Origin of the sequence: Quadrisphaera setariae (genome assembly GCF_008041935.1) — a bacterium.
GTDB lineage: Bacteria > Actinomycetota > Actinomycetes > Actinomycetales > Quadrisphaeraceae > Quadrisphaera > Quadrisphaera setariae.
This window is the reverse complement of the sequence record NZ_VKAC01000007.1, coordinates 186,532-213,346: the sequence shown is the minus strand read 5'-3', so window position 1 is coordinate 213,346 and position 26,815 is coordinate 186,532. Positions and strand designations below refer to the sequence as shown.

General features: G+C 75.1%; 26 protein-coding genes. 15 read left to right on the top strand and 11 right to left on the bottom strand.

What is annotated here, in order from left to right; genetic code table 11:
- The first annotated feature begins 79 nt into the window (after positions 1 to 79).
- Genes FMM08_RS13305 through FMM08_RS23070 form a run of 5 tightly spaced genes read left to right on the top strand, consistent with a single transcriptional unit; the run spans position 80 to position 4,340 of the window.
- A complete protein-coding gene (locus FMM08_RS13305; protein ID WP_147926846.1) occupies positions 80 to 796 on the top strand; it encodes a DUF4129 domain-containing protein in 717 nt (238 codons plus the stop codon).
- Entirely contained in the window at positions 793 to 1,407 is a 615-nt protein-coding gene (locus tag FMM08_RS13300) for a hypothetical protein (protein WP_147926845.1), read from the top strand. Before FMM08_RS13305 ends, FMM08_RS13300 begins: the two co-directional genes overlap by 4 nt.
- Positions 1,404 to 2,393 carry an AAA family ATPase gene (locus tag FMM08_RS13295; protein ID WP_222710747.1) on the top strand — a complete coding sequence of 330 codons (990 nt, stop codon included), beginning with the start codon at positions 1,404 to 1,406 and terminating at the stop codon, positions 2,391 to 2,393. The genes FMM08_RS13300 and FMM08_RS13295 overlap by 4 nt, the downstream gene beginning before the upstream one ends.
- A gap of 10 nt (positions 2,394 to 2,403) precedes the next feature.
- Entirely contained in the window at positions 2,404 to 3,720 is a 1,317-nt protein-coding gene (locus FMM08_RS13290) for a DUF58 domain-containing protein (protein WP_187279744.1), read from the top strand.
- Positions 3,717 to 4,340: a hypothetical protein gene (locus FMM08_RS23070; RefSeq protein ID WP_187279743.1), complete on the top strand. Its 624-nt coding sequence runs from the start codon at positions 3,717 to 3,719 to the stop codon at positions 4,338 to 4,340. Before FMM08_RS13290 ends, FMM08_RS23070 begins: the two co-directional genes overlap by 4 nt.
- Before the next feature lie 6 nt (positions 4,341 to 4,346).
- On the opposite strand, the gene FMM08_RS13280 is transcribed toward FMM08_RS23070, so the two are convergent.
- From FMM08_RS13280 to FMM08_RS13270, 3 genes are read right to left on the bottom strand one after another with little or no spacing between them, the layout of a single operon-like run.
- Complete coding sequence (locus FMM08_RS13280; protein WP_147926843.1) at positions 4,347 to 5,114, bottom strand: hypothetical protein; 768 nt, start codon at positions 5,112 to 5,114, stop codon at positions 4,347 to 4,349.
- 28 nt (positions 5,115 to 5,142) lie between these two features.
- Positions 5,143 to 5,613 (bottom strand): PNPOx family protein, encoded by a 471-nt coding sequence (locus FMM08_RS13275; RefSeq protein WP_222710746.1) that lies wholly within the window; start codon positions 5,611 to 5,613, stop codon positions 5,143 to 5,145.
- Between the two features lie 51 nt (positions 5,614 to 5,664).
- Positions 5,665 to 6,660, bottom strand: coding sequence for an LLM class flavin-dependent oxidoreductase (locus FMM08_RS13270; protein ID WP_147926842.1), 996 nt, complete (start codon positions 6,658 to 6,660; stop codon positions 5,665 to 5,667).
- Positions 6,661 to 6,811: 151 nt separating this feature from the next.
- Between FMM08_RS13270 and FMM08_RS13265 the strand changes: the two genes are divergently transcribed.
- From FMM08_RS13265 to FMM08_RS13245, 5 genes are all read left to right on the top strand, one after another.
- On the top strand, positions 6,812 to 8,815 hold the full coding sequence (locus FMM08_RS13265; protein ID WP_222710745.1) for an acetoacetate--CoA ligase: 2,004 nt from the start codon (positions 6,812 to 6,814) through the stop codon (positions 8,813 to 8,815).
- A 13-nt stretch (positions 8,816 to 8,828) separates the two neighbouring features.
- Positions 8,829 to 9,545, top strand: coding sequence for an LLM class flavin-dependent oxidoreductase (locus tag FMM08_RS13260; protein ID WP_147926840.1), 717 nt, complete (start codon positions 8,829 to 8,831; stop codon positions 9,543 to 9,545).
- A gap of 93 nt (positions 9,546 to 9,638) precedes the next feature.
- Positions 9,639 to 10,394, top strand: a complete 756-nt coding sequence (locus FMM08_RS13255) for a response regulator transcription factor (RefSeq protein WP_147926839.1) — start codon at positions 9,639 to 9,641, stop codon at positions 10,392 to 10,394.
- The gene (locus FMM08_RS13250) at positions 10,391 to 11,680 is read left to right on the top strand and encodes a GAF domain-containing sensor histidine kinase (protein ID WP_147926838.1); all 1,290 of its coding nucleotides are present in this window, start codon (positions 10,391 to 10,393) and stop codon (positions 11,678 to 11,680) included. The genes FMM08_RS13255 and FMM08_RS13250 overlap by 4 nt, the downstream gene beginning before the upstream one ends.
- Positions 11,677 to 12,858 carry a thiolase family protein gene (locus tag FMM08_RS13245; protein WP_147926837.1) on the top strand — a complete coding sequence of 394 codons (1,182 nt, stop codon included), beginning with the start codon at positions 11,677 to 11,679 and terminating at the stop codon, positions 12,856 to 12,858. The genes FMM08_RS13250 and FMM08_RS13245 overlap by 4 nt, the downstream gene beginning before the upstream one ends.
- Before the next feature lie 13 nt (positions 12,859 to 12,871).
- Here FMM08_RS13245 and FMM08_RS13240 read toward each other — a convergent pair whose 3' ends face one another.
- Positions 12,872 to 13,435 carry a TetR family transcriptional regulator gene (locus FMM08_RS13240; protein ID WP_147926836.1) on the bottom strand — a complete coding sequence of 188 codons (564 nt, stop codon included), beginning with the start codon at positions 13,433 to 13,435 and terminating at the stop codon, positions 12,872 to 12,874.
- Positions 13,436 to 13,519: 84 nt separating this feature from the next.
- Here FMM08_RS13240 and FMM08_RS13235 point away from each other — a divergent pair, with 84 nt between their 5' ends.
- Complete coding sequence (locus FMM08_RS13235; protein ID WP_147926835.1) at positions 13,520 to 14,683, top strand: zinc-binding alcohol dehydrogenase family protein; 1,164 nt, start codon at positions 13,520 to 13,522, stop codon at positions 14,681 to 14,683.
- A 14-nt stretch (positions 14,684 to 14,697) separates the two neighbouring features.
- Here FMM08_RS13235 and FMM08_RS13230 read toward each other — a convergent pair whose 3' ends face one another.
- From FMM08_RS13230 to FMM08_RS13200, 7 genes are all read right to left on the bottom strand, one after another.
- Positions 14,698 to 16,479 carry a dihydroxyacetone kinase family protein gene (locus tag FMM08_RS13230; protein WP_147926834.1) on the bottom strand — a complete coding sequence of 594 codons (1,782 nt, stop codon included), beginning with the start codon at positions 16,477 to 16,479 and terminating at the stop codon, positions 14,698 to 14,700.
- Between the two features lie 97 nt (positions 16,480 to 16,576).
- Positions 16,577 to 18,406 carry a D-apionate lactonase family protein gene (locus FMM08_RS13225; RefSeq protein ID WP_147926833.1) on the bottom strand — a complete coding sequence of 610 codons (1,830 nt, stop codon included), beginning with the start codon at positions 18,404 to 18,406 and terminating at the stop codon, positions 16,577 to 16,579.
- 29 nt (positions 18,407 to 18,435) lie between these two features.
- On the bottom strand, positions 18,436 to 19,218 hold the full coding sequence (locus tag FMM08_RS13220) for an SDR family NAD(P)-dependent oxidoreductase (RefSeq protein WP_147926832.1): 783 nt from the start codon (positions 19,216 to 19,218) through the stop codon (positions 18,436 to 18,438).
- A 3-nt stretch (positions 19,219 to 19,221) separates the two neighbouring features.
- The gene (locus tag FMM08_RS13215) at positions 19,222 to 20,121 is read right to left on the bottom strand and encodes a phosphogluconate dehydrogenase C-terminal domain-containing protein (RefSeq protein ID WP_147926831.1); all 900 of its coding nucleotides are present in this window, start codon (positions 20,119 to 20,121) and stop codon (positions 19,222 to 19,224) included.
- Between the two features lie 75 nt (positions 20,122 to 20,196).
- Positions 20,197 to 21,015: a sugar phosphate isomerase/epimerase family protein gene (locus FMM08_RS13210; RefSeq protein WP_147926830.1), complete on the bottom strand. Its 819-nt coding sequence runs from the start codon at positions 21,013 to 21,015 to the stop codon at positions 20,197 to 20,199.
- Entirely contained in the window at positions 21,012 to 21,770 is a 759-nt protein-coding gene (locus tag FMM08_RS13205; RefSeq protein WP_222710744.1) for a triose-phosphate isomerase family protein, read from the bottom strand. Before FMM08_RS13205 ends, FMM08_RS13210 begins: the two co-directional genes overlap by 4 nt.
- A gap of 50 nt (positions 21,771 to 21,820) precedes the next feature.
- On the bottom strand, positions 21,821 to 22,294 hold the full coding sequence (locus FMM08_RS13200; protein WP_147926828.1) for a ribose-5-phosphate isomerase: 474 nt from the start codon (positions 22,292 to 22,294) through the stop codon (positions 21,821 to 21,823).
- Between the two features lie 169 nt (positions 22,295 to 22,463).
- Here FMM08_RS13200 and FMM08_RS13195 point away from each other — a divergent pair, with 169 nt between their 5' ends.
- The 4 genes from FMM08_RS13195 (at position 22,464) to FMM08_RS13180 (ending at position 26,786) form a co-directional block, all read left to right on the top strand.
- Entirely contained in the window at positions 22,464 to 23,198 is a 735-nt protein-coding gene (locus tag FMM08_RS13195; protein WP_147926827.1) for a FadR/GntR family transcriptional regulator, read from the top strand.
- Positions 23,199 to 23,590: 392 nt separating this feature from the next.
- On the top strand, positions 23,591 to 24,847 hold the full coding sequence (locus tag FMM08_RS13190) for an ABC transporter substrate-binding protein (RefSeq protein ID WP_222710743.1): 1,257 nt from the start codon (positions 23,591 to 23,593) through the stop codon (positions 24,845 to 24,847).
- 101 nt (positions 24,848 to 24,948) lie between these two features.
- A complete protein-coding gene (locus tag FMM08_RS13185; RefSeq protein ID WP_147926826.1) occupies positions 24,949 to 25,878 on the top strand; it encodes a carbohydrate ABC transporter permease in 930 nt (309 codons plus the stop codon).
- Entirely contained in the window at positions 25,878 to 26,786 is a 909-nt protein-coding gene (locus FMM08_RS13180; protein ID WP_147926825.1) for a carbohydrate ABC transporter permease, read from the top strand. The genes FMM08_RS13185 and FMM08_RS13180 overlap by 1 nt, the downstream gene beginning before the upstream one ends.
- Positions 26,787 to 26,815 lie beyond the last annotated feature (29 nt).

Genomic DNA, 26,815 nt, shown 5'->3' with positions numbered 1-26,815 from the left:
GCGCGCGTCGACGTGCTTGTCTGAGGGCTTGTCCGACGGCGCACCTGCAGCGGCACCCCCGCCGCGGCGGGGCCGGCTCGTGGCAGGCACGGCCGTCGCGGCGCTGCTCGTGGTGCTCGCCGCGGCCGCTGAGGGCCTGACCACCCCCTCCGGGCGCACGCCGTCCCTGCCGGGGGCGCCGCTGCCCACCCCCACCCCGACCAGGCCGCCCACCACCCTCACGCCGTCGGCGGGCGGCCAGGCACTGGACGTGCCCGGGTGGCTCGTGGCTGCGCTGGTCGCGGTGGTGGTGGCGCTGGTCGCCGTCGTCGTCGTCCTGGTGGTGCGCCGGCTGCTCCAGCGCCGGGCGAGCCGGGAGGAGGTCCTGGACCCCCTCGACGACGCCACCGCGGCCTCCGGCGCGGTGCTCGCCGCACCGGTGGTGCGCCGCGGCATCGCGAGGTCCCTGGAGGTGCTCCAGGCCCCGCGCGACCTCGACGACGCGGTCGTCTGCGCCTGGCTGGGCCTGGAGGAGGCCGCCGCCGACGCCGGCGTGGCCCGCGCCCCGGCGGAGACCCCCACGGAGTTCACCGGTCGGCTGCTGAGCCGCGTCCCCGCAGACCGCGAGGCCGTCGAGGTGCTGCGCGCCCTGTACTCCCGCGCCCGCTTCGGGGCCCGCCCGGGCGCGACGTCCTCCCGGTCGGTCGAGCAGGACGACGACGACGCCGAGCGCGCCCGCGCCGCCCTGCGGGCCCTGGCCCGCTCCTGGGACGCGCAGCGGGACGAGCCGCTGGACGAGCAGGGGGGTGCGCGGTGAGAGGCGCGGCCCGGGGGCCGGTGCTGCGGTCGCTCACCCCGCTCCTGCACGAGCCGCGCCGCACCCGGCTGCAGGTGGCGCTCGCGGTGGTGGTCGTGCTGGCGGCCGCGATGCTCGTGGCCGGCTGGGACGCCGCCCTCGTCGCCACGGTGAGCGCCGCCCTGCTGGGCGCGGGCCTCGTGGCCGTGGCCCTGCCGCGCGCCGAGGAGCACCGCTGGCCGGCCGAGCCGCCCGCGTCGGAGCCCGGCTCGCGCAGCGACCTCCTGGGGCTGGCCGTCGCGTTCACCGCGCGCCAGGGCGGCATGGGCCAGGCGGGCCTGGTCCGCGTGCAGGCGCTGGGCCGCTCGCGGCTGCGCCGGCGCGGCGTCGACCTGGACGACCCCGCCGGCAGGGCCGCCGCGGAGGAGCTGCTGGGCGCCGCCGCGGTGCGCGTGCTGCTCTCGCGCTCGTCCCCCACGCCGGGGGTGAGGGCGGTGGCGCACTGCCTGGCGCGGCTGGAGGCGCTGGGACCCGGACCAGCAGGGCCACCACCAGCAGCGGGACCAGCAGCGGGAACAGCAGCACCAGCACCGGACGCAGGGCCAGGACGAGCAGGAGGAGGCGGCGCGTGAGCGAGCAGCAGCTGGAGGTCGCCGACGTCGCGGCGCTCTCGCGGGAGGTCCTCGAGCGGGTCGGCCGCGTGGTGGTGGGGATGGACGACGCCCTCGAGCTGGCGCTGGCCGCGCTCCTCGCCGGCGGGCACGTGCTCTTCGAGGACGTGCCCGGCCTGGGCAAGACCCTCGCCGCGCGCAGCCTCGCCGCGGCGCTGGGGCTGGACTTCCGCCGGCTGCAGTGCACGCCGGACCTGCTGCCGGCCGACATCACCGGGTCCTCCGTCTACGACCCGGCCGAGCGCAGCTTCGCGTTCCAGCCCGGGCCGGTGTTCACCAGCCTGCTGCTGGCCGACGAGATCAACCGCACCCCGCCCAAGACCCAGTCGGCGCTGCTGGAGGCGATGGCCGAGGGGCAGGTCACGGTGGAGGGCCGCAGCCACCCGCTCCCGCGGCCGTTCCGGGTGGTCGCCACGTCCAACCCCGTCGAGCACGAGGGCACCTACGCGCTGCCCGAGGCGCAGCTGGACAGGTTCATGGTCCGCCTGGCGGTCGGCTACCCCGACCGCGCGCAGGAGCAGCGGATCCTCCTCAACCGCGTCGCCCGCCAGCAGGAGGCCACGCACGTGGACCCCGTGCTCGACGGGGAGCGGGTCCTGGCGGTGCAGGCGGCGGTGGAGGCCGTGCACGTGGACCCCGACGTCGCCGGCTACTGCGTGGACCTCGCCGCTGCCACCCGCGCCCACCCGTCGGTGCAGGTGGGCGCCAGCCCGCGCGGCTCGCAGGCGCTCCTGCTGGTCTCCCGCGCGCTGGCCGTGCTCGCCGGGCGCGCCTACGTGCAGCCCGAGGACGTCAAGCGCGCCGCCGTGCCCGTCCTGGCCCACCGCCTCGTGCTCACCACCGACGCCTGGGCCGCAGGCATCGAGACCACCGAGGTGGTCCGCGCCGTGGTCGCCACGGTCGCCGGACCCGCCACCGCGGGTGCCGCCGCGGCGCAGCCGGCGTGAAGGACCAGGCGTGAGGGAGCAGCCCGCCTGGCGGTGGACGGCGGCCCCGGCCACCGCCGTCGGCCTGGGCGTGGTGCTGGCCGCCGCAGGCCTGGCGCTGGGCCGTCCCGACGTCGCCCTGCTCGGAGCGCCGCTGCTCGTGACGGCGGCCCTCGGCTGGCAGCGCCCGGTGCCGGGCGAGGCCGGGACGGACGTCGAGGTGGACGTCGACCCGCCCTCGAGCGCAGGAGCCGGCACCGGCAGCCGCACCGTCGCCTACCGGGTCGCGCTGCACGTGCCCCCGGGCGCCGGGTCCGCCCTCGTGCGCCTGGCGCTGGTGGGCGGGCGCACGCGGCAGGTCCTCGTGGGTCCTCGCACCGGCGAGCTGCGGGGGAGCGTGGAGCTGCTCGGGGTGTCCGGCCCGCAGGAGGTGGTGCGGGCCTCGGTGGGGCTGCTCGCCCCCGACGCCGGCCTCGTCGCCGGGCCGGTGGGGGAGTCGAGCGCCGAGCGCGTCCTCGCGCCCGCGTACGCGCCCGCCACCGACCTGCCGCTGCCCCCGGGGCTGCGGGGCCTGTCGGGCGTGCACGACTCCTCCCGCCCCGGCCAGGGCGGCGACTTCCGCGACATCGGCCCCTTCGCCCCCGGTGACCGGCTGCGCCGCATCGACTGGAGGGCCACCGCGCGGCGCTCGCGCACCGCCGGGGAGATCACCGACCTCTACGTGCGGCGGAGCCTGGCGACCTCGGACGCGGTCGCCGTCGTCGTCGTCGACAGCCGCGACGACGTGGGGGAGGTGGTCGCGCAGTGGGGCACCAACCGCGTCGACCGGCGCGGGGTGAGCTCCCTGCACCTGGCGCGGCAGGCGGCGAGCGCCATCGCCGCGGGCACCGTGCGCCGCGGAGACCGGGTGGCGTTCTGCGACCTGCTCGCCGGCGGCCGCTCCACCCCCGTCGGCGCCGGCGACCGCCACCTGCGCCGGGTGCTCGCCGCCGTCGCCACCACCCGCGCCACCGGGGTGCTCGCGGGGGTGCGGCGGCTGCCGCCCGTGCCGCCGTCAGCGCTGGTGTACGTGCTGTCGACCTTCCTCGACGACGTCGCGGGCGGTGCGGCGCGCACGTGGCGCAGCCGCGGGCACCGCGTGGTGGCCGTCGACGTGCTGCCGGCGCCCCGGCTGGGCGGCAGCACCGCGGCGCAGCGGCTGGCCCACCAGGTGGTGGCGCTCGAGCGCGAGGACCGCCTGGAGGACCTGCGCGCGGTCGGCGTGGAGGTGGTCACCTGGGCGGGGACGGCGGGCGCCGCGGGCCGACGGTCCCAGCTGCGCGCGCTGTCACGGCGGCGGCTGCGGTGAGGCCGCCGACGCGGCGGCCGGTCGGACGGGCGGCCGACCTGCTGGCGCGGCTGCCGCGGCTGCCGGGAGTGCCGCGACGAGGCCCGGCCACCGCGGCTCCCGTGTGGCCCGACGTCGGACCGGCGGTGCCAGCGGTGGTGCTCCGGGTGGCCGTCGGCGTGGTGGCCGGCGTGCTCGTGCTGGTGGCCTTCCCCGCCGCGTGGTCGCTCGCGGCCGCGGTCGGTGCGGTGGTGGCCCTCTGGCCGGCGCCCGTGGCGGTGGTCGTGCTCGTGCTCGTCGTGGCGGGCGTGCAGGTGCTGCGTCCGCTCGCGCCCGTGCAGGCGGGGTTCTTCGTGGCGCTCGCCGGCGTGCACCTGCTGCACGTGCTCACCGCCGTCGTCCGGGCGGTGCCCTGGCGGGCGCGGGTCCAGCTGGCGGCGCTGGGCCGGCCGCTGGGCCGGTGGGCGGTGGTGCAGGCCGGGGCCCAGGTGGTCGCGGTGGCGCTGCTCGCAGCCGTCCCCGGTCCGCGCGGCGGCCTGGTGGGCGCCCCGCTGCCGGTGCTGGGCGTGGTCGGGGGCGCCGCGCTGCTCGCGGTGGTGCTGGCGCTGCTGCGCCCCCTGCTGCGCCGCCCTCCCCGCTGAGCGCCGCTAACCGGCGTGCGGGGTGATGTCGAGGAGCACCTCCACGTCTCCCGACGACGGCTGCCCGGACCCACCGGCCTCCCCGGGGCCACCCGCCGCGCTGACGCGCCCGGTGAGCCGGTACGCGCCCGGCACGGGGTCCACCAGGGTCACCAGCCAGCTCGCCTGCTCCTGCAGGTCCCCACTGCGGGCCCCCTCGGGCAGCGACGCCTCCCACGTGCGCCAGTCGACGGCCACCACGCCGCCGCGGCCGCCGGCGCCGGCCACCTCCAGCGGCCGGGACGCCTGCTGCAGCGAGCCCGGCACCGACCCGCTCGCCGAGTCGTGCAGGTAGACCGTCACCTGCACCACCCCGCACGGCGGCACCCCCTGGGCGGCGTACCCGGCGAGGTCGCGCACGCTCGCGCCGACCTGCAGCCCGCCGTCGGCGCCGCCCAGGGTCGCCGCGGTCCCACCGCTCGGTCCCAGGGCCCGCGCCGTCACGGCGACGTCCACGCTCGAGGCGTCCGCGGGGCGCTCGCAGCCGGTCACGCCGTAGGGCGCGGGTGCGCCGGGTGGACCGCCGACGCCGATGCCGAGACCGCCGCTGACGCCGGGACGAGGCACCTCGGCCTGCCCCCAGGAGGAGGCGCTGCCCACCAGCGCGGTGACCAGCGTGACGGCACCCAGCACGGTCAGGGCCAGCACACCGCGCCGCGGCAGCCGCGGCTGCCCCTCGCGGGCCTCCTGCGGGTCGCGCTCCGGCCCGGACCCGGGCTCGGACTCGGTCTGCACGCCACCAGTCTCGCCTCCCGGCGCGGCGTCAGCCCTCGCTCGCCGCCCACCCGGTCACGGCGGCGATGCGGCACACGAGCACGCGGTGGAAGGGCTTGTCGGCGTACTGCGGCACGGCCAGCGCCAACCGGTCGGCCAGCTCGTCGACCAGCGCCGCCGGCGGGTCGGGCACGTGGTGGAGCTGGGCGCGCACCCACCACAGCCGCGACCAGTCCTCCACCTCCCAGTGCTCGACCAGCAGCGAGCCGCGCGGGTCGGCCTCGAGGTTGTCCTCCCGGCGCAGCCGGGTCGACCGCTTGGGCTTGACCGAGTCGATCGGCACCCCCACGTGGCGCGCACCGCCACTGCCGGGGCGGGAGCCGCTGTCGTCGTCCTCAGCACCGCTGACCGCGAACACCACGGGCTGTGGGTCGGGCCCGCGCTCGGGGTGGAGAGTCACCAGCACGCCGTGCACCTGCGCCGACAGGCGGCGCAGCGCCTCGCCCTCCTCGATCCTCACCGCCGTGACCGCGACCTGCGCCGCACCCCGAGCCGCACTCCCAGCCGCCGCTCAGACGGCGTTGACGAGCGGCATGATCTCCTCGGTCAGCCGCTTGAGGTCGTCCAGGGTCTTGGCCGTCGGCACGTCGCGGAACGGCGGCCACAGCAGCGGCATCGTCATCCCCGCCTCCTGGTACCGCTTGAGCCTGTCCTCGATCTGCTGCGCGCTGCCGACGAGCAGGTTGCTGGCCTTGCCGGCGGGGGTCTGGTCGACGTCGGCGTCGGTGATGACGAACCAGATCATCGAGCACATGTCGAAGCCCTCGGGGAACCCGCGGCCCAGCTCGGCCAGCTCGTGCTCCATGGCGGCGCGCCAGCGGGCGATGTCCTCGGGGGAGTCCTGGATGCCGATCCAGCCCGACAGCCCGTACTTGGCGATGCGCTTGGCCGAGCGGGCGGCGTCCTTGAGGCCGGAGAAGTAGATCGGTGGGCCGGGCTGCTGCAGCGGCTTGTGGCCGAAGCCGCAGGGCTCGAAGTCGGCGAACTCGCCGTGGTACTCGAAGTGCTCGTTCTTCTCGTCCCAGATCCCCTGGAGGACCTCGATCGTCTCCCGCACGTGCGCGTGCCGGCGGGGGAAGAGGTGGGTCGCGCTGGCGGCGGCGAACTCCTCGGGCATCCACCCCGAGCCGACGCCCACGTTGAGGCGGCCCCCGGAGAGGTGGTCCTGGGTGGCCAGCTCCGCGGCGAGCACGCCGGGCGCGCGGTAGGGCGTGTCGATGATGCTCATGCCGATGCGGACCTTCGTGGTCTTCGCGGCGAGCCAGGGGATGAGCGTCATGCCCTGGAACCACCTGCCGTTCGAGACCACCGGCATGCCGGGGGGGAAGTCGGTCATCATCCCGAACGGGAACTGCATCTCGGCGGTGTCGGAGGTCTTGGGGACGACGACGCGGTCGAGCGTCCACACCGAGTCGAAGTCGAGGTCCTCGGCGAGGGCGGTCAGGTCTGAGAGCTCCTCCAGCGTCACGTGGTCGCGGAAGTTCGGCAGGTAGAGGGCGAGCTTCACGGGCGGGTCTCCTCGTCGCGTCGTCGGTCCGATGAGCCGCCCCCACCCTCGCCGTCGCACCTCAACGCCGTCACGCCGCCAGATCAACGCTCCCTCAACGCGCACGTCCAGACGGTGCGTGGCGACGACGGTGCGCCCTACCGTCGGCGCTGTGGCGACGGAGCCGAGCGACAGTCCTGACGTCCTGTGGAGCCCGCCCCGGGAGCGGGTCGACGGCTCGCGGCTGCGCGAGTACCTCGACTGGCTGGAGCAGCGCCAGGGCCGCCCCTTCCCCGACCACGACGCGCTGTGGGAGTGGTCGGTGGCCGACCTCGACGGCTTCTGGCGCTCCGTCGTCGAGTTCTTCGGCCTGCGCGTCACCGGCGGTGACGGCCGGGTCCGCACCGACGACCCGATGCCGCACGTGCGCTGGTTCCCCGGGGCGCGCACCAGCTGGGCCGAGCACGCCCTGCGCCTCGGCGGCGACGACGTCGCCGCCCTCGTCTGCGTGCGCGAGGGAGGCGGTGGGGCCCGCGAGGTCAGCCGCGCGCAGCTGCGCCACGCGGTCGCTCAGGCCGCCGCGTGGCTGCGCCGCAACGGGGTGCGCCCGGGGGACCGGGTGGTGGCCTACCTGCCCAACACCGAGCACGCCGTCATCGCCTGCCTGGCCGCCGCGGCCGTCGGCGCCGTGTGGGCCTGCTGCTCACCGGACTTCGGCGCCGAGGGGACCACCGGCCGGCTCGCCCAGCTCGAGCCGGTGGCGCTCATCGCCGCGGACGGGCACCACTGGAACGGGAAGACCGTCGACCGGCGGGAGGTGGTCGCCCGGCTGCGGGAGGGGCTGCCGACGCTGCGCCACGTCGTCCACGTCCCGGTGGCCTTCCCCTCCGAGGCGGGACCCGCGGGCAGCACGCCGTGGGACGACGTCGTCAGCGGCGAGGAGCCGCTGGTCTTCGACCAGGTGCCCTTCGACCACCCCCTGTGGGTGCTCTTCACCTCGGGCACCACGGGCCTGCCCAAGGGGCTGGTGCACAGCCACGGCGGCATCCTGCTGGAGGGCACCAAGTGGTCGGGCCTGTACGCGGGGATGCGGGAGGGCGAGCGGCTGTTCAGCTACACCTCCACCGGCTGGGCGCTGTGGAACATCGAGCTGGGCGCGCTGCTGCAGGGCGCGGCGGTGGTGCTCTACGAGGGCAGCCACGCCTTCCCGCCGGGAGCGGTGTGGGAGGTGGCCGCGCGCACCCGCGCCGACCTCGTGCTGCTGGGCGCCGCCGTCGTCACGGCCTCGGCCAGCGCCCCGCGGCCCCCGCGGGAGCTGCACGACCTGAGCCGCCTGCGGCACGTGCTCGTCTCCGGCTCGGCCCTGCCGCCCGCCGGGTACCGCTGGCTGCTGGAGCAGGTCAGCCCGGACCTGCGGGTCGACTCCACCAGCGGCGGCACCGACATCTCCGGCTCCTTCATCGGCGCCAACGAGTACGCCCCCGTGCGGGCCGGGCGCATCAGCGGCCGCCTGGCGGGCGTCGACTGCGCGGCGTGGGACGAGGACGGCCACCCCGTGGTCGACGACGTCGGCGACCTCGTGGTGACCCAGCCGATGCCGTCGATGCCGGTGCGGATGTGGAACGACCCCGGCGGCGTCCGGTACGCCGAGAGCTACTTCGACACCTGGCTGGGGGTGTGGCGCCACGGCGACTGGGTCACCTTCCACTCCGACGGGTCCGTCACCGTGCACGGCCGCTCCGACTCCACCCTCAACCGGCAGGGCGTGCGCCTGGGCTCCAGCGACTTCTACGACGTGCTCGACCCGATGCCCGAGATCGCCGAGACGCTCGTGGTGGGCGTGGAGCTCCCCGACGACGGCTACTGGCTCGGCCTGTTCGTGGTGCCCGCCCCCGGCCACGAGCTCGACGACGCGCTGCGCGCGACGGTGCTCGACGCGCTGCGCACCCGGCTGACCCCGCGGCACCGCCCCGACGAGCTGGTGGCGGCCCCCGCGGTGCCGCACACCCTCACCGGCAAGAAGCTCGAGGTGCCGGTGAAGAAGCTGCTGCGCGGCACGCCGCTGGCGAGGGCGGCCAACCCCGCCACCGTCGACGACCCCGAGGTGCTGCGCTGGTACGAGCGCTTCGCCGCCGAGCGGGGCCCGCTGAGGCCGGCCGCCGCCCAGGGCTCCTGACAGGACGACGAGCGTGCGGCTGGGGGCGAGCCTCGCTCACCTGTCCGACGCCCCGCCCTTCCCCGCGGCGCGGTGGGCGGCGCGGTTGGAGCAGGCCGGGTTCGAGGGGCTGTGGGCGCCGGAGGTCATCGGCCGCGGCGCGCTCGTCCCCGACCCGTTCGTGCTGCTCGCGGCGGCCGCCGCGGTGACCGAGCGGGTGGAGCTGGGCACCGCGACCGTGCAGGTGCCGCTGCACCACCCCGCCGAGCTGGTCCACCGGGTGCGCTCCCTGCTGTCCGTCAGCGGCGACCGGCTCACCCTCGGGGTGAGCCCCGGCTCGACGCAGGCCGACTTCACGCTGCTCGACCGCGACTTCCGCTCCCGCTTCACCACCCTCCACGCCCACGTCGCCCGGCTGCGCTCCCTGCTCCCTCCGCCGCGGGACGGCGGCCCGGAGGTGCTGCTGGGCTCGTGGGGCGCGAACGTCGAGCGCGCCGCCCGCGACTACGACGGCTGGGTGGCCTCGGCCGTCCGCCGCACCCCCGAGCAGCTGCTCGAGGCCCTGGTGGGGTTCCGCGCCGCGGGCGGCGGCCGCGCGGTGGTCATGGGGGTCAGGGTCGAGGACGACGACGACCTCGCCCCCGCCCGCGACGTGCTGCGCCGCTGCGCCGACGCCGGGTTCGACGACGCCGTGGTGCTCATCGGCCCGCACGGCCCGGACCCCGAGCGCGTGCGGGCGCTGCACCCGTGACGTCGGTGCTGTCCGGCGATCGGCCGCTGACGCCACCGGCGCGCTGCGGGGTACCGTCCCTGCACCAGGGTCCGACGGTGGGCAGGGGGGCGGATGACCGCGAGCGCAGCTGCTACGGCGGCGGCGACGTCAGCAGCGGGCACTGCAGCCCCGGTGCCCGTGGAGGGCGCCCGTCCGGTGGTGCTCGTCGTGGACGACGACAGCCGCGTGCGCACCGTGGTGGCCTGGCAGCTGGAGGCCGAGGGCTACCGGGTGGTCGAGGCCGGCGACGGCGGGGCCGCGCTGCGCTCGGTGGTGACCGACCGGCCGGCGCTCGTGGTGCTGGACGTCTCGCTGCCGGGCACCTCGGGGCTGGACCTGCTGCGTCGGCTGCGCGCCGAGGGGGACCTCACCCCGGTGGTGGTGCTCTCGGGCAGGTGCGGGGAGGGCGACCGGATCCTGGGGCTGGACCTCGGCGCCGACGACTACCTCGTCAAGCCGTTCTCCCCGGGGGAGCTGGCGGCCCGGGTCAGGTCGGTGCTGCGGCGCTCGGGGACGCGGGGGCCCTCGCGCCCGCCCGCGACGCCCGACCCGGCGTCCAAGCTGCGCATCGACCCGTGGACCCGGGAGGTGGAGCTGGACGGCGAGCCGGTGCCCCTCACCGCCCGCGAGTTCGACCTGCTGGCCTTCCTGGCCGCCAACCCCCGCCAGGTGTTCACGCGCGCCCAGCTGCTGGAGCAGGTGTGGTCGAGCATGCGCTCCTGGCAGAGCGAGGCCACCGTGACCGAGCACGTGCACCGGCTGCGCCACAAGCTCGGGGCCCGCTACCTCGTCACCGTGCGCGGCGTCGGCTACCGCCTCGAGCCGTGACCGCCCCCGTCGCCGTCGCCGACGACGCCTCTGACGTCGTCGAGCAGAGCGACGCCGTGGCGCTGCTCGCCGAGCAGACGCGGGTGCTGGAGCAGATCGCCACGGGAGCACCGCTGGCCGACGTGCTCGCCGGCGTCGCCAGCGCGCTGGAGCGCCTCCTGCCGGGGAGCAGCTGCTCGGTGCTGCTGCTCGACCGCGCCGCCGGGGTGCTGCGCCACGGCGCCGCGCCGACGCTGCCGGCCTCGTACACGACCCGGGTGGACGGGCTGCCCATCGGAGAGCTGGCCGGCTCCTGCGGCACCGCGGCGTTCACCGAGCTGCCGGTGGTGGCCGTCGACGTGCTCACCGACGCCCGGTGGCAGCGCTACCGCGACCTCGCCGCCGACGCCGGCCTGCGGGCGTGCTGGTCCACCCCGATCCGCGGTCGCGACGGCGTCAGCGGCACCTTCGCCGTCTACCACCGCGAGCCGCACCGCCCGACGCCCCGCGAGGAGCACCTCGTGGAGCGGCTCAGCCACCTGGCCTCGGTGGCCATCGACCACGCCGGGCTGCTGGCGGCCCTGGCCCGCAGCCAGGCGGAGGCGGCCGGGCGCGCCACCAGCGACTTCGTGTCCGCGTTCGCGCACGAGCTGCGCACCCCGCTGCAGGCCATCACCGGCTTCACCGAGCTCATGACCACCCTCGACCTCGACGCCGAGCGCCGCGCCGCGGCCCTCGGCCACATCGCGGCCGCCGCCGGTCACATCCTCAGCATGGCCGACGACGTGCTCGACGTGTCCCGCATCGAGGCCCGCGCGCTGCCGCTGGTGCTGGTGGACCTCCCGCTGGAGCCCGTGGTGGAGGGGGTGCTCGCCATGGTGGGGCCGCTCGCCGACGCCGAGGGGGTGGCCCTGCACGCCCCGCCGCCGTCGTCGTCCTCACCACCGGCGGGGGAGGTGCTGGTCCGGGCCGACGAGCGCCGGCTCACCCAGGTGCTGCTCAACCTCGTCACCAACGGCATCCGCTACACCCGCGCCGGAGGGGCCGTGCACGTGGACTGGACCGTGGACGACCAGCGGGTGCGCCTCCGCGTCCGCGACACCGGCCCCGGCATCGAGGAGCGCCACCTCGCCCGCCTGTTCACCCCCTTCGACAGGCTCGGGCGCGGCTCCGACGGCGGCGTCGGGCTGGGCCTGCCGCTGGCGCGCGGCCTCACCGAGGCCATGGCCGGCCGGCTCGAGGTGAGCAGCCGGGTCGGCGAGGGGACCACCGTCACCACCACCCTGCCCCGTGGGAGGACTCCATGAGGACCGCCGTGATCGTCGACGCCCTGCGCACCCCGTCGGGGCGCGGCAAGCCCGGGGGAGCGCTGTCGTCGCAGCACCCCGTGGAGCTCATGGCCCGCGTGCTGCGCGCGCTGGTCGATCGCAACGACCTCGACCCCGCCCTCGTCGACGACGTGATCCTCGGGTGCCTCGCCCAGGTGGACCAGCAGGCCGTCAACCCCGCCCGCAACGCCGCGCTCGCGGCGGGGTTCCCGGTGACCGTGCCCGGGGTGACCATCGACAGGCAGTGCGGGTCGAGCCTGCAGGCGGTGGCGTTCGCCGCGCAGGGCGTGGTGGCGGGCGCGTACGACGTGGTGGTCGCCGGCGGGGTGGAGCTGATGAGCACCCACCCCATCGGGTCGGCCGCGCGCGGCGCGGACCCGTTCGGGCCGAGCATCCGGGAGCGGTTCGACGGCGGCCTCGTGCACCAGGGCATCTCCGCGGAGCTCATCTGCGCGCGGTGGGGCCTGAGCCGGGAGGAGGTCGACGCCTTCGCCGAGCGGTCCCACCGCCTGGCAGCCGCGGCCACGGAGGCCGGGGCCTTCGAGCGGGAGCTGCTGCCCGTGCCCCTGGCGGACGGCCGCGTGCTCGACAGGGACGAGACGGTCCGTCCCTCCACGACCGCCGCGTCGCTCGCGGCCCTGTCCCCGGCCTTCGTCGACGACGACGTCGCGCGGCGCTTCCCGGAGATCGACTGGAAGATCACCGCCGGCAACTCCTCGCCGCTGACCGACGGGGCCAGCGCGGTGCTCATCATGGCCGAGGAGCGCGCGGAGCAGCTGGGCCTGGTCCCGCGGGCGCGGGTCGTGGCGGGAGCGGTGGTGGGATCCGACCCCATCGAGATGCTCACCGGCGTGGTCCCCGCCACCCGCAAGGTGCTCGACCGGGCGGGGCTGTCCATCGGCGACGTCGACGCCTACGAGGTCAACGAGGCCTTCGCGCCCGTGCCCATGGTGTGGCAGCGCGAGCTGGGCGCCGACCCGGAGCGGCTGAACCCCCGCGGCGGGGCGATCGCGCTCGGGCACGCGCTCGGCTCGACCGGCACCCGGCTGCTGGGGACGCTGCTCGGCCAGCTCGAGGCGACCGGCGGGCGGTACGGACTGGAGGCGGTCTGCGAGGGCCAGGGGATGGCCAACGCCCTCGTGGTCGAGCGCCTCTGACGCTCCTTACGCCTCAGTCGTTGAGCACGGAGCGCATCGTCTCCCAGGTCGCGTCGAGGTGGTCGGTCAGCAGGGCGCCGGACTCGTCCGCGACCCAGCGCTCGAGCGCGGTCTGGAACAGCTCGACGGCCAGCCCGGCCACGACCCGGGCGACGAGCGGCTCCTGGCCACGGCGCTCGAAGCCCTCGCGGATCGCCTCGCGCAGCTCGGCCTGCTTCCGCAGATCGCGCTCACGCAGGACGGGCTCGGCGTCGATGATGCGCCGCGCCTTCCGCACCGCCTCCCGCTGGGGCTCGAACCGGTGGCGGGCGAGTCCGCGCAGACCTGCCAGCACCAGGGCCACCGGGGCGGTGTCCGCGGGCGCGTCGGCGAGGATCCGCGAGGCGGTGGCCGGGATCTCGTCGTCGCCGAAGAAGACCTCGCGCTTGTCGCTGAAGTGGCGGAAGAACGTCCGCCGCGTGAGGCCGGCCCGGTCCGCGATCTGCGGGACGGTCGTGGCGGCGAAGCCCTGCTCCTCGAAGAGGTCGAGCGCCGCCGCGCGGAGCCGCTCCCGGGTGCCGGGTGCCCATCTGGCCATGGCGCCACCGTAGGTGATGACACGTGGTGCCATCAGCCCTACTGTGAGGACACCACGTGTCATCACCCTCCAGGAGCTGCTCCCGTGTCGCAGTCGCACCACCTCGCCGCCGTCCTGCGCGAACCACGGGCGAGGCTCGTCGTCGACGACGTCCCCACCCCGGCTCCCGCGGTTGACGAGGTGGTCGTGCGCGTGCGAGCCGTCGCGGTGAACCCCGTGGACTGGGTGGTCCAGGGCACCAGCGCCCTGACCTACCGATGGCTGCGGACGCCCGCGGTGCTCGGCTCGGACGTCGCCGGGGAGGTGGTGGCGGTCGGGGAGTCCGTGACGCGCTTCCGCGTGGGAGACCGGGTGCTGGGTCTGGCCACCGGCACGGACCGCGGCCGCGACGCGTTGCGCGAGGGCGCGTTCCAAGAGCGGACGGTGCTGCTCGAGCGGCTGACGGCCCCGGTCCCGGCGGGCGTCAGCGACCTGGAGGCCGCCGCGCTCCCGCTGGCGGTGTCCACTGCGGCCTGCGCCCTCTTCCAGCCGAAGCACCTGGGGCTGGCCATGCCCGGTGCCGGTGACCGTCCGTCCGCCACCGGCGAGGTGGTCGTGGTGTGGGGCGGCTCGACCAGCGTGGGGCTGAACGCCGTGCAGCTCGCTCGGGCCGCCGGGTACGACGTCGTCAGCACCGCCTCCGCGCACAACGCCGAGCTGGTCAGGTCCCTCGGCGCGGACGTCGTGGTGGACCACCACGCGCCCAGCGCCGCCGACGAGCTCGTGGCCGGCATCGGCGGCCGCCGCGTGGTCGGCGCCGTCGCCCTCGGTCCCACGTCCGCGGCGGCCTGCCTCCAGGTGCTGCGGCGGACGGGCGGCACGGTGCTGGCGATGGCCAGCACCCCGGTCTCCCTGGACCGGGTCGCGGGACGACGCCACCTCCTCCCCGGGGCGCTCCCGGTGTTCGGCCGCATCGGCCTCACCACCGCGGCCCTCGCCCTGAGAGCCCGGCGCGCCGGTGTCCGCGCCGCGTTCGTGTGGGGCAGCAGCCTGCGCGACGACGAGGTCGGCCCGCGCCTGTGGGGCGAGGTGCTGCCCCGGGGTCTGGCCGACGGCACGCTGCGGCCCGTGCCCGAGCCGCTGCTCGTCGGGCACGGGCTCGACGCGGTCCAGGCGGGCATCGACCGCCAGCGGGCCGGCGTCTCGGCGCGGAAGGTCGTCGTCAGCCTGGAGGACGAGGACGACGCCCATCGGGAGACGCGCAGCTGACCTCCACCAGCGTGCTACAGCTGGGCTGGAACAGCCGGAGGTGCCGGCCGCACCGCTTCGGCCACGAGGCCCGCGATGAGCGCGAGCGAGACGGCGCCCGCGTCGGGGGTACCGACAGCCCGCTCCCCGTGGGTCTTGGCGCGTCCCTTCACCGGCAGCAGCTGCGCAGTCCCGTCGGCCCCGGCCTGCGCAGCTCGAGCCGCCTCCCGCAGCGCCGTCGCCACCGGTGATCCGAGGTCAGCCGCGTGCTGGAGCACCCGCACGTAGGGGGTCAGCGCATCGACCATCGTCTTGTCGCCCACCACCGCACCGCCGCGGCGGTGGACCGCCGCTCCCGCCGCGGCCGCGGCCTCGGCGGCCGTGGTCACGCCGGGAACTCGTTCGTCTCCGACGACGGCGCCGACCTCGCGCAGCACCGCCCCCCACAGCGCCCCGGAGGTGCCACCGGCGCGGTCGGCCCACGCCTCCCCGGCCAGCGCCAGCGCCGAGCCGGCCCCGGCGCCGCGCGCGACGGCCTCGGCCGCCGCCTGCGCCGCCGCGCGGGTGCCCCGCTGCATGCCGATGCCGTGGTCACCGTCGCCGGCCACGGCGTCGATGCGGCCCAGCTCCTCGGCGTGGGCGTCGATGAGGTGGGTGACCCGCTGCAGCACCTCCGCGACCTCCGCGGCGAAGGCCCGGGAGTCGCTGCTGGCCCGCGGCAGCTCTCGGACGCCGCCCAGCGCGCCGTCCCCCTCGTCGTCGTCGACGTCCTGCAGGAGCTCCGCGTCGCCGGAGGCCTGGTCGGGTGCCGGGGCGCCGCGGCGGAAGGCGGGGGAGTCCGCCGGTGCGCGCCAGCACGCCTCCAGCTCCTCGTCCAGCCAGGTCAGGGTCAGGGAGACGCCCTGCATGTCGAAGCTCGTCACCAGGGCGCCGACCTCAGGGTCGACCACCGTGACGCCCAGCCCCTCCAGCCGCTGCGCCACCCGGCGGTAGAGCAGGAACAGCTCCTCGTGGCCGATGCCGCCCAGACCGTTCAGCAGGACGGCGGCGCGCTGGCCGTCCGCTGCGGCGACGCCGGGAGGGAGCTCGGACACCACCGACTCGACGAGGAGGTCCGCCAGGCCGTCGGCCGTGGGCACGTCGCTCTCACCGGTCCCGGGCTCCCCGTGGATGCCCATGCCCAACCCCATGCGGCCCGCGGGGACCACGAAGAGGGGCCGGCTGGATCCCGGCAGGGTGCACCCCGACAGGGCGACTCCGAAGGTGCGGGTGCGCTCGTTGGCGCGGGTCGCGAGGCGGAGCACGGTCGCGAGGTCCAGTCCGGCCTCGGCGGCCGCTCCGGCGATCTTGAAGACGGCCACGTCGCCGGCCACGCCCCGGCGCTCGGACGCCCGCTCGGCCGGGGCGCTGGAGATGTCGTCGGTGACGGCCAGCGACACCACCTGGACGCCGTCGGCGGCGAGGAGCTCGGCGCCCTCGGTGAAGTGCAGGACGTCACCGGCGTAGTTGCCGTAGCCCAGCAGCACCCCGGCGCCGCGGTCGGCGGCGCGCGCCACCGAGCGCACCTGCTGGGCCGAGGGGGAGGCGAAGACGTTGCCCATCACCGCGCCGGCCGCCAGGCCGGTGCCGACGAGGCCGGCGAAGGCGGGGTAGTGCCCCGAGCCGCCGCCGACCACCACCGCCACCTTGCCGCTGGCGAGCGGCCGCCTGCGCACCACGCCGCCGGGCACGCGGCGGACCCTGTCGCCGTGGGCGGCCACGAAGCCCTCGGCCACCTCGTCGGCGAAGAGGGCGGGGTCGTTGGTCAGGCGGGCCATGGGCGTCTCCCGAGGGTGGCGTGCGCCCGCAGGCGCCTGGAGGGGGTCGCAGCGGTGTCGCGCTGCTGAACGGGGCGGGGGTGGCGTGAGGAGCAGGTCATCCGAGGGTGCTCGCCGACCAGGCGCCAGCGCCCAGGCCGGTGATGAGCGAGCCCCACGGTGTCTCCACCACCAGGCGCCGGGGTCTGGTGTCGAGGTTGGCGGCCAGCACGGTGGTGGTCCGTCCTCTGGTGGCGCCGACGGCCCAGACGAGCCCGTCAGGGCTCGGACCGACCAGCCGCTCACCACCGGCGAGGTCGGCCAGGGCGCGCAGGGCCGCGGCCACCGGGAGGTCGTCGCCGTCCGCGGTGCGGATGCCGCGGGGGCCCCACTCCTCGAAGTAGGTCAGGCTCGCCACGCCGGGCACGGCGAGCGCAGCTGCGGAGGCGATGGTCCAGGCGGCCAGCTGCGGCGCGCTCTGGCGCGGGTCGTCGTGCCCCTGCTGCTGGGCGCCGTACCCCTCGGGCAGGCCCTCCGGTGGGGCGGCCGTTCCGTCGTCGGTGGGCGCATCGGGCGGGCTGGGCGGCGTCGTCGCCACGTCGTTGAACCGCGGGCGCAGCGTCACCGGACCGACGTGCACCGGACCGCCACCGGCGATGGCCACCGCCTGCTCGGCCACGGTTCGCTGCACCGCGACGGACTCGACCAGCTGCTCGGTGCCGACGGCGTGGAACAGCGGGGTGGTGCTGAAGGTGGTGCCGAGCAGCCCAGAGGCCAGGTCCTCCTGCTCCCGGTTGAGCTGGGTGAAGTGCGAGCGGGCCCCTCCCACCACGGGTGCTTCCAGGCCCGCGGCCTCCAGCGACGCCCGCAGGACGGCGCCGGTCACCACGTCGGTCACGTGGCGGCCGACGTCGAAGGCGGCGATCCGCACCACGTCGGTGCCGACCAGCGCGACGACGAGGGCGTCGAGGGCGGCCAGGTGCCGGGCGTCACGAGCGTCGAGCACCACGCGGACGTCCAGCGGCAGCCCGGCATCCCGGGCGCGGGCCAGGGCGGCCCGCCACCGGGGGTCTCCCAGCTCCAGCTCCACCAGCACCGCCGACCCGACGGCGGCCGGGGCGGGGGCCGGGTCCGGCGCGGTGGCGGCTCCCACGGCGATCTCGGGGAAGGTCTCCGCGGCGGTCAGGCGGACGGTTTCGCTCTGGTGGCCGCTGCGGTGGCGTCCGGCTCCGCTGCCCGTCGCCCCCGTCGTGGCCCCCGTCGTGGTGGTGCCGGTCGTCCTCACTGAGAGCTGCACCTGCTGGTGCACGACCTCCCCGGCAGCCACCCGGTAGGGGAACGGCAGGGCCAGCGGCCGGCTGTACGTCTTGAACGAGGCGTCGGTCCAGTTGCGCTGGTCCTCCATCTCGAAGACGTCGCCCTCGAGGCCGACGGCGACGTCGAGGCCGCCGTCGGTCCAGGAGAGCCCAGCGATCTCGACCGCCGGCTGGTGGGGGCTGACGGACCGCGGGAACTGCGTGGCCTCCACGTCCCCGCCGGGGTGGGTCACCGCCAGCGCGGTGCCTGCGAGGTGGGTCGGGTGGAGCACCACCAGGCCGGTGCGGTTGGTCCGCACCTCGGCCTGCGCCTCCAGGCGCGCGGTGACCGTCAGCCGGGCGTGGACGGCCTCCACGGTGACGGTGCCGACCAGCAGGGCCGACCCGTCCTCGTCGTCGACGGTGACGTCCACCTGCACGCCGGTGGTGGTCTCGCGCACCGCACTGGCGCGCAGCGCGCGCGTGCCCCAGTCGGCGTCGCGGCTGACGGCCCGCACGCTGCGCAGGAGGTGCCGGCCCCGGTAGCCGATGTCGGCGACCTCGTCGCCCCGGAGCTGCCAGGACCAGTCGCCCCGCCGGTGGTCGGTGCCGGGCTCCAGCCACGCCGCTGCCGCGTCCGTCCTCGTGCTCACTCCCTGCTCCCGTTCGATCTGCCGGCCGGTCAGAGGGTGGTCATGCCGCCGTCGACGGCGAACAGCGCGCCGGTGGCGAACTCGGCGTCGTCGCTGGCGAGGAAGACCATGATCCCCTCGACGTCGCGGGGGGCTCCCGCGCGTCCGAGCGGGATGCGCCCGACGATCGCGCGGCGAGCCTCCGGGTCGTCGCTGATGGTGGTGACCAGCGAGGTCTCGGTGTAGGCGGGCACCACGGTGTTCACGCGGATCCCCGTGCCCGCGTAGGCGGCGGCCACCGTGCGGGTCAGGCCGTGGATGCCGGCCTTGGAGGCGCTGTAGGCGGTGAAGTCGGCGCCCTCGCCGTTCAGCCCGGTGGGACTGCCGGTGAGGATGATCGACCCGCCCGCGGGGGAGCCGGCCAGCATCGAGCGCACCGCGTGCTTCACCGTGAGGAAGGTGCCGGTGAGGTTGACGTCGATCGTGCGGCGCCAGACCTCCAGGTCCAGGTCGCCGGCCTTGGCGTCCTTCCCGAACAGCTGCACGCCCGCGTTGGCGACCACGACGTCCGGTGCCCACCCCGCCTCGGCCAGCTCGGCGAAGGCCGTCTGGACGGACGCCTCGTCGGAGATGTCCATGACCGCGGTGCGGGCTGAGGTGCCGATCTCGGCGGCCGCGCGCTCAGCGGCGGCAGCGTCGCGGTCGGCGATGACGACCCGGGCGCCCTCGACGGAGAACCGCCCGGCCACGGCGCGCCCGATGCCGGTGGCGGCTCCGGTGACCAGCGCCGTCTTGCCGGCCAGGCGCCCGGACGGGATGGGGGTGGTGCTCACCGCTCAGCGCTCGCCGCGGTCGATCGAGTCGAGGTGCAGCATGCGGGCGAGGTTCTTGTCGAGCTCGTCGTCGCGGAAGATCTTCTTCCAGTCGTCCTTGATGATGCTCTCCCGGCCGTAGTCCATGGCGATCAGGCAGGCGTCGGAGAACGGGTTGTCCCCGCGCAGGCCGTTGGCGAGCGCCACCTGCGTGTGTCCGAGCAGCATGCTGCGGGCCGCGGCCGCGGGCACGCCCATCGTGTCCACGGCCTCGTCGAGGGCCTCCTTGAGCAGCGCACCGATCATGCACGCGACGGTCTCGACCAGCGTCGGCTCGAGCTGGGCGAGCTGCTTGATGGTCACGAAGTGCACGTCGACGACGGGCGCGTAGATGGCGCGCACGGTGGCCTCGACGATCGCGGCGACGGCGGGGTCGTCGGACTCCACCGCGGCGATGGCGTCCTGAGGGGCGGCGATGCCGCCGAAGGTGTCGGCGTACTCCTCGGGGGTGGTGCGCTGCAGGAAGACCGAGGGGTGGCAGGGGTGGGCCACGGCCTGCACGACGTCGTCGCGGGTGGTGAGCAGCCCGGCGTAGGCGGCGGCCGGGTCCAGGGTGAGCACGATGCCGCCGGACTTCATCTGGGGCACCAGGTCAGCGGTGACCGCGCCCAGGGCGAGGTCGGGGACGGCGAGGACGACGATGTCGGCCTGGGCGACGGCGGTGGCGGCGTCAGTGAGGTCGCGGCCCGCCTCGCGGGTGCGCTGCTGGCCGGCGGGGCTGTTCTCCACGTAGAAGACGCGGTGGTCGGTCTTGACCAGGTTGTTCGAGACGCGCATCCCCATCTTCCCCCCGGCGCCGACGACGGCGATGGTCGCCGACGTGGAGGCCTGCGGCGTCGTGGGGGCGTTGGCGGTGGTGGTCATCGGAACCTCTCGGGTGTCAGACGGATCAGGCGGATCAGGCGGGTCAGGCGGATGGGGCGGGTCGGGCTGAGGAGGTCAGGCGGCTGGAGCTGCCGCGGGCTCGCGGGCGGCTCGGAGGTGCTCGACGGTGGCCCTGGTCCAGGCGCGCTCGGTGCGCACGGTGGTCTCCGGGTCGCCCTGCCAGGGCAGCCAGTGCTCGACCACCTCGTCGATCCCGCGCTCGCGCGGACGGACGGTGGCCAGCAGGTGCTCGTAGTCGTGCATGCCGGTGCCCATCGGGGCACCGGAGTACGTGAAGCCCACCCAGCCGGGCTGGCGTGCGAAGGCGAAGTCCTTGACGTGCACGTTGACCACGTGGGGGGCCGCGGTGGTGACGCAGTCGCGGGGGTGCTCCAGGCGGGCGACGACGTTGGCGGGGTCCAGGCAGATGCCGAGGTGGTCGCCACCGCGGGCGGTGACCAGCGCCACGAGGTCAGCGGTGGCGACCTGCTCGTAGGTCTCCAGCGCCAGCACCACCCCCGCTGCCTGGTACTCCGGAAGGACCTCGTCGAGCCACGCGCCGGTCTGCTCGGGGGACGGCGACGACGTCGGGCTCGTCACCATGCTGCGCACCAGGCGCGCGTCGAACGCCTCCGCGAGCCGCAGGTAGCGGGCCAGGTGCACGGGCTCCAGGCCCTTGGTCCCGAGCTGCACGTCCAGGTCGAGGTCGCGAGCGGTGGCAGCGGCCTCGGCGAGCTCCCTGTCGCTCATGGCCTCCAGCGGGGCGAAGTCGCAGATCTGGAACAGCCCCACGCCGAGGGCCGAGGTGGCCTCGAAGGCGCCGCGCAGCGAGAGCGGCTCGACCGCGCGGTCGGAGTGCTCCCAGAAGAAGCTGTACGTGCTCAGGCCGATCACGCCGTCACCTCGTCCGCTGCCCACCCGGTCAGGGCGACGGCCTCGTCGACGACGGCGAGGAAGGCGGCCGGGTCGTGGGCGAAGCGGCCCAGGAAGACGCCGTCGACGTCGTCTCCCAGCTCGGTCAGCAGCCCGGGACCGGCGGAGCCGCCGTAGATGACGGTGGAGCCCGCGCGCTCGGGCAGGCCTGCGAGCACCGAGGACAGGTGGCGGGCGACCGCGCGCACGTGCTCCAGGGGTGCCGGCGCGGGTGCGCCGATCGCCCAGACCGGCTCGTAGGCGATGGTCAGGGCGCCGCGGGGGGCGTCGTGCAGCGCTGAGAGCAGCTGGTCCTGGACGGTCGCGGCGGCCTGGGGGGCGGGGGAGCGGTCCGGCTCGCCGAGGCACAGCAGCGGGCGGATGCCGTGGCGCAGTGCTGCGGCTGTCTTGGCCGCCACGGCTGCGTCGTCCTCGCCGAAGAGGCGGCGGCGCTCCGCGTGGCCGACCTCGGCCAGGGTGACACCGACCTCGGCGAGCTCGGCGGCGCTGACCTCCCCGGTGTACGCGCCGGAGTCCTCGGCCGCGACGTCTTGCGCGCCGATGCGCACACCGCTGCCGGCGAAGGTGCGCAGCGCTGCAGGGATCTGCAGGTAGGTGGGGACGACGAAGACGTCGACGGCGCCGGCCGCGACCGCCGGGCGGGAGCGCAGGCCGTCGGCCACCTGGCGGAACCACTGCTGGGCCTGGTGGTGACCGAAGTACATCTTCAGGCTCATCCCCACGGAGACTCGTGGAGGCGCGGGGGCGGCCGCGTCTGTCCGGTGGCTCATCTGCCGGCGACGCGTGCTTCGTAGCGGCTGATTTCGTCGACCTTCGCGGCTGAGGCCGACGTGGTGTCGAAGCGGTGGGTCAGCCACTCCCGCACGAGGCGGCGAGCGAGCTCCAGGCCGATGACGCGCTGGCCCATCGTCAGGACCTGGGCGTCGTTGGACAGCACGCTGCGCTCGACCGAGTAGGAGTCGTGTGCGGTGACCGCGCGGACGCCCGGGACCTTGTTGGCGGCGATCGCCACCCCCAGGCCGGTGCCGCAGAACAGGAGGGCGCGGTCGGCCAGACCGTCGGCGACGCGCTGGGCGGCTTCGACGGCCACAGCGGGGTACGGCGTGTGGCCGTCGGCCTCCACGCCGACGTCGACCAGGGAGGCGACCAGGGGGTTGGCCGACAGGTCGGCCTTGAGGGCCTCCTTGTACCGGTGTCCTGCGTCATCACTGCCGATGACCAGGCGCAGTGCATCAGCCATGGGTCCCTCCTCGGGTCTGCTCGCGGACGCCCGCTCCGCCGCGGGCCCGGCGTCGTCGTCGAACGCGAAGCTCCGGCGAGCACTATGGCAAACCGGTTGACCAATTGCAAGGAGGAACCGGTCAGCCGGAAGGCAGCGCGGAGGGCCTCCTGGGCCCTACGCTCCGCACGTGCCCGCATTCCCCGACGACCAGGCGGCCGTCATCTCCGCATCCCTGGGTGCCGTCCCGAGCGGCACGCCTGCGTCGGAGGTCGCCCGGCGGCTGCTCGACCTCTTCCTGGGAGGCACCGTGCAGCCGGGGACCCGGCTGCCCCCCGAGCGGCAGCTGGCCTCCACGCTGGGCGTGGGGCGCTCCGCGGTGCGCGAGGCGCTGGCCGCCCTGGAGATCCTGGGCATCGTCGACGTGCGGCCCGGGTCGGGCACGTACCTGCGCGGCACGGCGAGCGAGATGCTGCCCCAGACCCTGCGCTGGGGACTGCTCATCGGGCGGCAGTCCACGTCCGAGCTGCTCGAGCTGCGCGCCGGGCTGGAGATCTACATCGCTCGGCTGGCGGCCAGTCGGCGGGGCCTCGCCGGTCTCGCCCGCCAGGAGTCCTCCCTGGGCCGCATGCGGCGCGCCGGCGAGGACCTCCGCGCCTTCGCGAAGGCCGACCAGGACTTCCACGACGCCCTGGCCGCCACCGCGGGCAACGACCTGGTCACCGACCTGCTCTCCGTGGTGCGCTCCCTGCTGCGCGTCTACGCGGACAGGGCCGTGAGCAGCCAGGGTGAGGCGCAGACCGCCTGCGACGAGCACGAGGCGATCCACGAGGCCGTCCGGGACGGCGACGAGAACGCCGCGGCCGCCGCGATGGCGACCCACATGGCGACCGCCACGCGCCGACTGAGCAGCAGCAGCGACTGACCCGCCCGCGGCCTCGTCGGGCGGCGCGGCGCCGCACCCGAGGGGCCGGCGGAGCCGCGCCCTGGCGGCGACGCTGCTGCAGCGGCCGTCTCGCCCGCCGCGGGCACCTGCGCCCCCGACCCCGACCGGACCCCGACCGGCCCGCGCGCCGGTCCCGGTCGGGCTCCGCTGTGCGCCCTCGCCCCTCCTCCCGTCCTTCGAGCGGCTGGGCCGCCGTGACCGAAACGAGTCTGATCGGGTTCGCCGAGTGGCTTGCAACTGGTCAACCGGTTGTGCATAGTTGCCGTCGCGGGTCACCACGACCACGACGCTGACGGCGCTGACGCCGAGGCGGGCAAGCACCCAGGGCGGACCACGGCGGTCAGCGCCCCCACATCTCGACGGAGGCAGAGTTGCGCGTCAAGAAGATGCTCGCCGCGGTGGCCGCGGCAGGCGTGGTCGCCACCCTGGCGGCCTGCGGAGGAAGCTCCGGCGGAGCCGGCGGAGACGACGAGCTCACCGTCTGGATGCTGACGCTCGAGGGCTCGCAGAAGACGGCGATGGACACCCTCGTCAGCGACTTCGAGGCCGCCCACGAGGGCGTCACCGTCAAGGTCGAGACCCGCTCCACCGACGCCCACAAGGACGCCCTGCGCCAGGTCGCCGGCACCGACTCGGGGCCCGACGTCTACTGGTACTGGGAGGGCCCGGGGCTGGGTGGTGAGCTGGTCGAGGCCGGCCTCAGCAAGGACCTGACCGCTGAGTACGAGAAGTACGGATGGGGCGACCGCTTCGGCGAGGCGACCCTCAGCAACATCACGCGCTACGGCGGGTACCACGGCGTGCCCTTCACCCAGCAGGCCGAGGCGATCTACTACAACAAGGAGCTCTTCGCGAAGGCCGGCGTCACCGCCGAGCCGACGACGTACGCCGAGCTCGAAGCGGCCGCGGCCAAGATCAAGGCGGCGGGCATCACGCCGATCGAGTTCGGCGGCACCGTCAACTGGCACGTCATGCGCCTGCTCGACTCCCTGCTGGAGACCAACTGCGGCTCGGAGACCTTCGACCAGCTCGTCACGGCCAAGACCAGCTGGGACACGGACTGCGTGGGTCGCTCCTTCGACCAGCTGAAGACGTGGGGTGGCGAGTACCTCAACGAGGGCTTCCAGGGCGTGTCCAACGACGAGTCGAGCCAGCTCTTCTACACGGGCGAGGCCGCCATGGCGTACGAGGGCACGTGGTTCGACTCCCAGGTCGTCGACAACGGCATGGACCCGGCCAACGTCGGGATCTTCAAGTTCCCCACCGGCACCGACCGCCTCTACGGCTTCGGCGAGGGCTTCTACATCAACGCCGCCACGAAGAAGGCCGACCAGGCCGCTGAGTTCCTCGACTTCATCACCTCCACCGAGGAGCAGAAGAAGGTCGTCGGCGTCTGGTCGCCGATCTCGGTGAACACCGCGGTGACCCCGGCCACCGACAACCCCCTGCACGAGCTCTGGCCGCCGCTGTACGACGCGGCCAAGGGCTTCTACCTGAACAACGACCAGAACCTCACCCTGGCCCAGACCACCGAGTACTGGCGGATCATGAACTCGGTCCTCACCGGTGAGACGGCCCCGGCCGACGCCGGCGCGCAGATGCAGAAGTTCATCGAGAGCGAGTCCTGACAGGTCGGCCGGCCCGGGAGGGAGACCCCCGGGCCGGCCGGCGCCCGCCCTCCCCGCAACCACCCCTCGGCTCGCCCGCCCACCCGACCCGGAGACGTGACATGTCGGTCCTCGAACGCCCGCCAGCGCCCCCAGCGGCACCCCGGCGCCGGGGTGACAGGCGCTTCCTGCGAGCCCTGCCCTACCTGGTCCCGGCCGCAGGCCTCTACGTGGCCTTCCTCGTCTACCCGATGCTCGACGCCGTCCGGCTGTCGTTCTTCTCCTGGAACGGCTTCCGCACCAGCGAGCCGGAGTTCGTGGGCCTTCGCAACTACGTGCGCATGCTCACCAACGACCCGGTCTTCTACACGGCCCTCAGCAACTCGGTGATCTGGGTGGTGCTGTCGCTGCTCGTGCCGATGCTGCTCGGGCTGCTGCTGGCCCTCGCGCTGAACCGGCGCATGATCGGCCGGAACCTCTTCCGCTCGGTCTTCTACATCCCCGCCGTCTTCGCCTCCATCACCGTCGCGGCGATGTGGCGCTGGATCTACAACCCCACGGTCGGTTCGCTGAACCAGTTCCTCGAAGCGGTGGGCCTGGCCTCCTGGCAGCAGCAGTGGCTGGGCGACCCGAAGATCGCCCTCTACTCCGTCTTCGTCGCCAGCGTCTGGCAGGGGGTGGGCTTCAGCCTCGTGCTCTTCCTCGCCGGTCTGCAGCAGGTGCCCGCCGAGCTGGTCGACGCGGCGAGGGTGGACGGCGCCAACCGCTGGCAGGTGTTCAAGGCCGTGACGATCCCGGCCCTGCGCCCGACCACCGCAGTGGTCATCATCCTGACGATCATCAACTCCCTGAAGGTCTTCGACCTCATCGTCGGCATGACCGGCGGCGGCCCCGCGCAGTCGACCCAGGTGCTGGCGCTGTGGTCCTACCAGCAGTCGTTCTCCAACCACGACTTCGGCCAGGGCGGCGCGATCGCCACCGTGCTGCTGGTGCTCTCGCTCTGCCTGGTCGTCCCCTACCTGGTCCGAACCCTGAAGGCCGAGGAGCACTGATGAGCGGCGCCACCATCCTCGCGAACCCCGCTGCCAGCGGCGGCCAGGTCGCCGCTGTGCCGGCGCCGCCGGCCAACCGGCCCCGGCGCGACTACGTCAGCATCGGCCTGTGGATCTCGCTGGCCATCTCAGCGCTGGTCTGGGCCTTGCCGTTCGTCTTCATGTTCCTCACCTCGGTGAAGAGCAGGGCTGACGTCAACACCGCGCCGCCGTGGTACCTGCCCACCGAGTGGCTCTTCAGCAACTACGCCGACGCGGTCGACACCGGGAACCTCTGGGTGACGGGCGCCAACAGCCTGCTGGTGGCGGTCATCAAGGTGCCGCTCGGGCTGCTCCTGGCCGCGGCGGCGGCCTACGCGCTGGCACGCCTGCGCTTCCGCTTCTCCAAGCTCGTCCTCGGGCTCCTGGCCGCGGGGTCGATGGTCCCCATCCAGGTCGGCCTCGGTCCGCTCTTCACCACGATGCTGAGCCTCGACCTGCTCGACACGAAGCTCGGGCTGATCCTCCCGTACCTGGCGTTCGGCATCCCGTACCAGATCTTCATGCTCTACGGCTTCTTCCGGGCCATCCCCGACGAGCTGGAGGAGTCGGCGCGCATCGACGGCGCCTCGACCTTCCGCATCTTCTGGCAGATCTGCCTGCCGCTGGCCAAGCCCGCTCTGGCAGCCCTGTTCATCCTCGACTTCGTCGCGACCTGGAACGAGTACGCCATCGCCGCGACGCTGCTGCAGAGCCAGGACAACTGGACGGTGCCGCTGGCGGTGCTGGGCTTCAGCGGCCAGCACGCCACCGACTACGGGCCGCTGAACGCCTTCATCATCATGTCGGCCGTTCCGGTGCTGATCGTCTACCTGATGTTCCAGCGCTACTTCGTCGCCGGGGCCTTCTCCGGCGCCGTCAAGGGCTGACGCCGCACGACCCCGGACAGGAGCTCCCA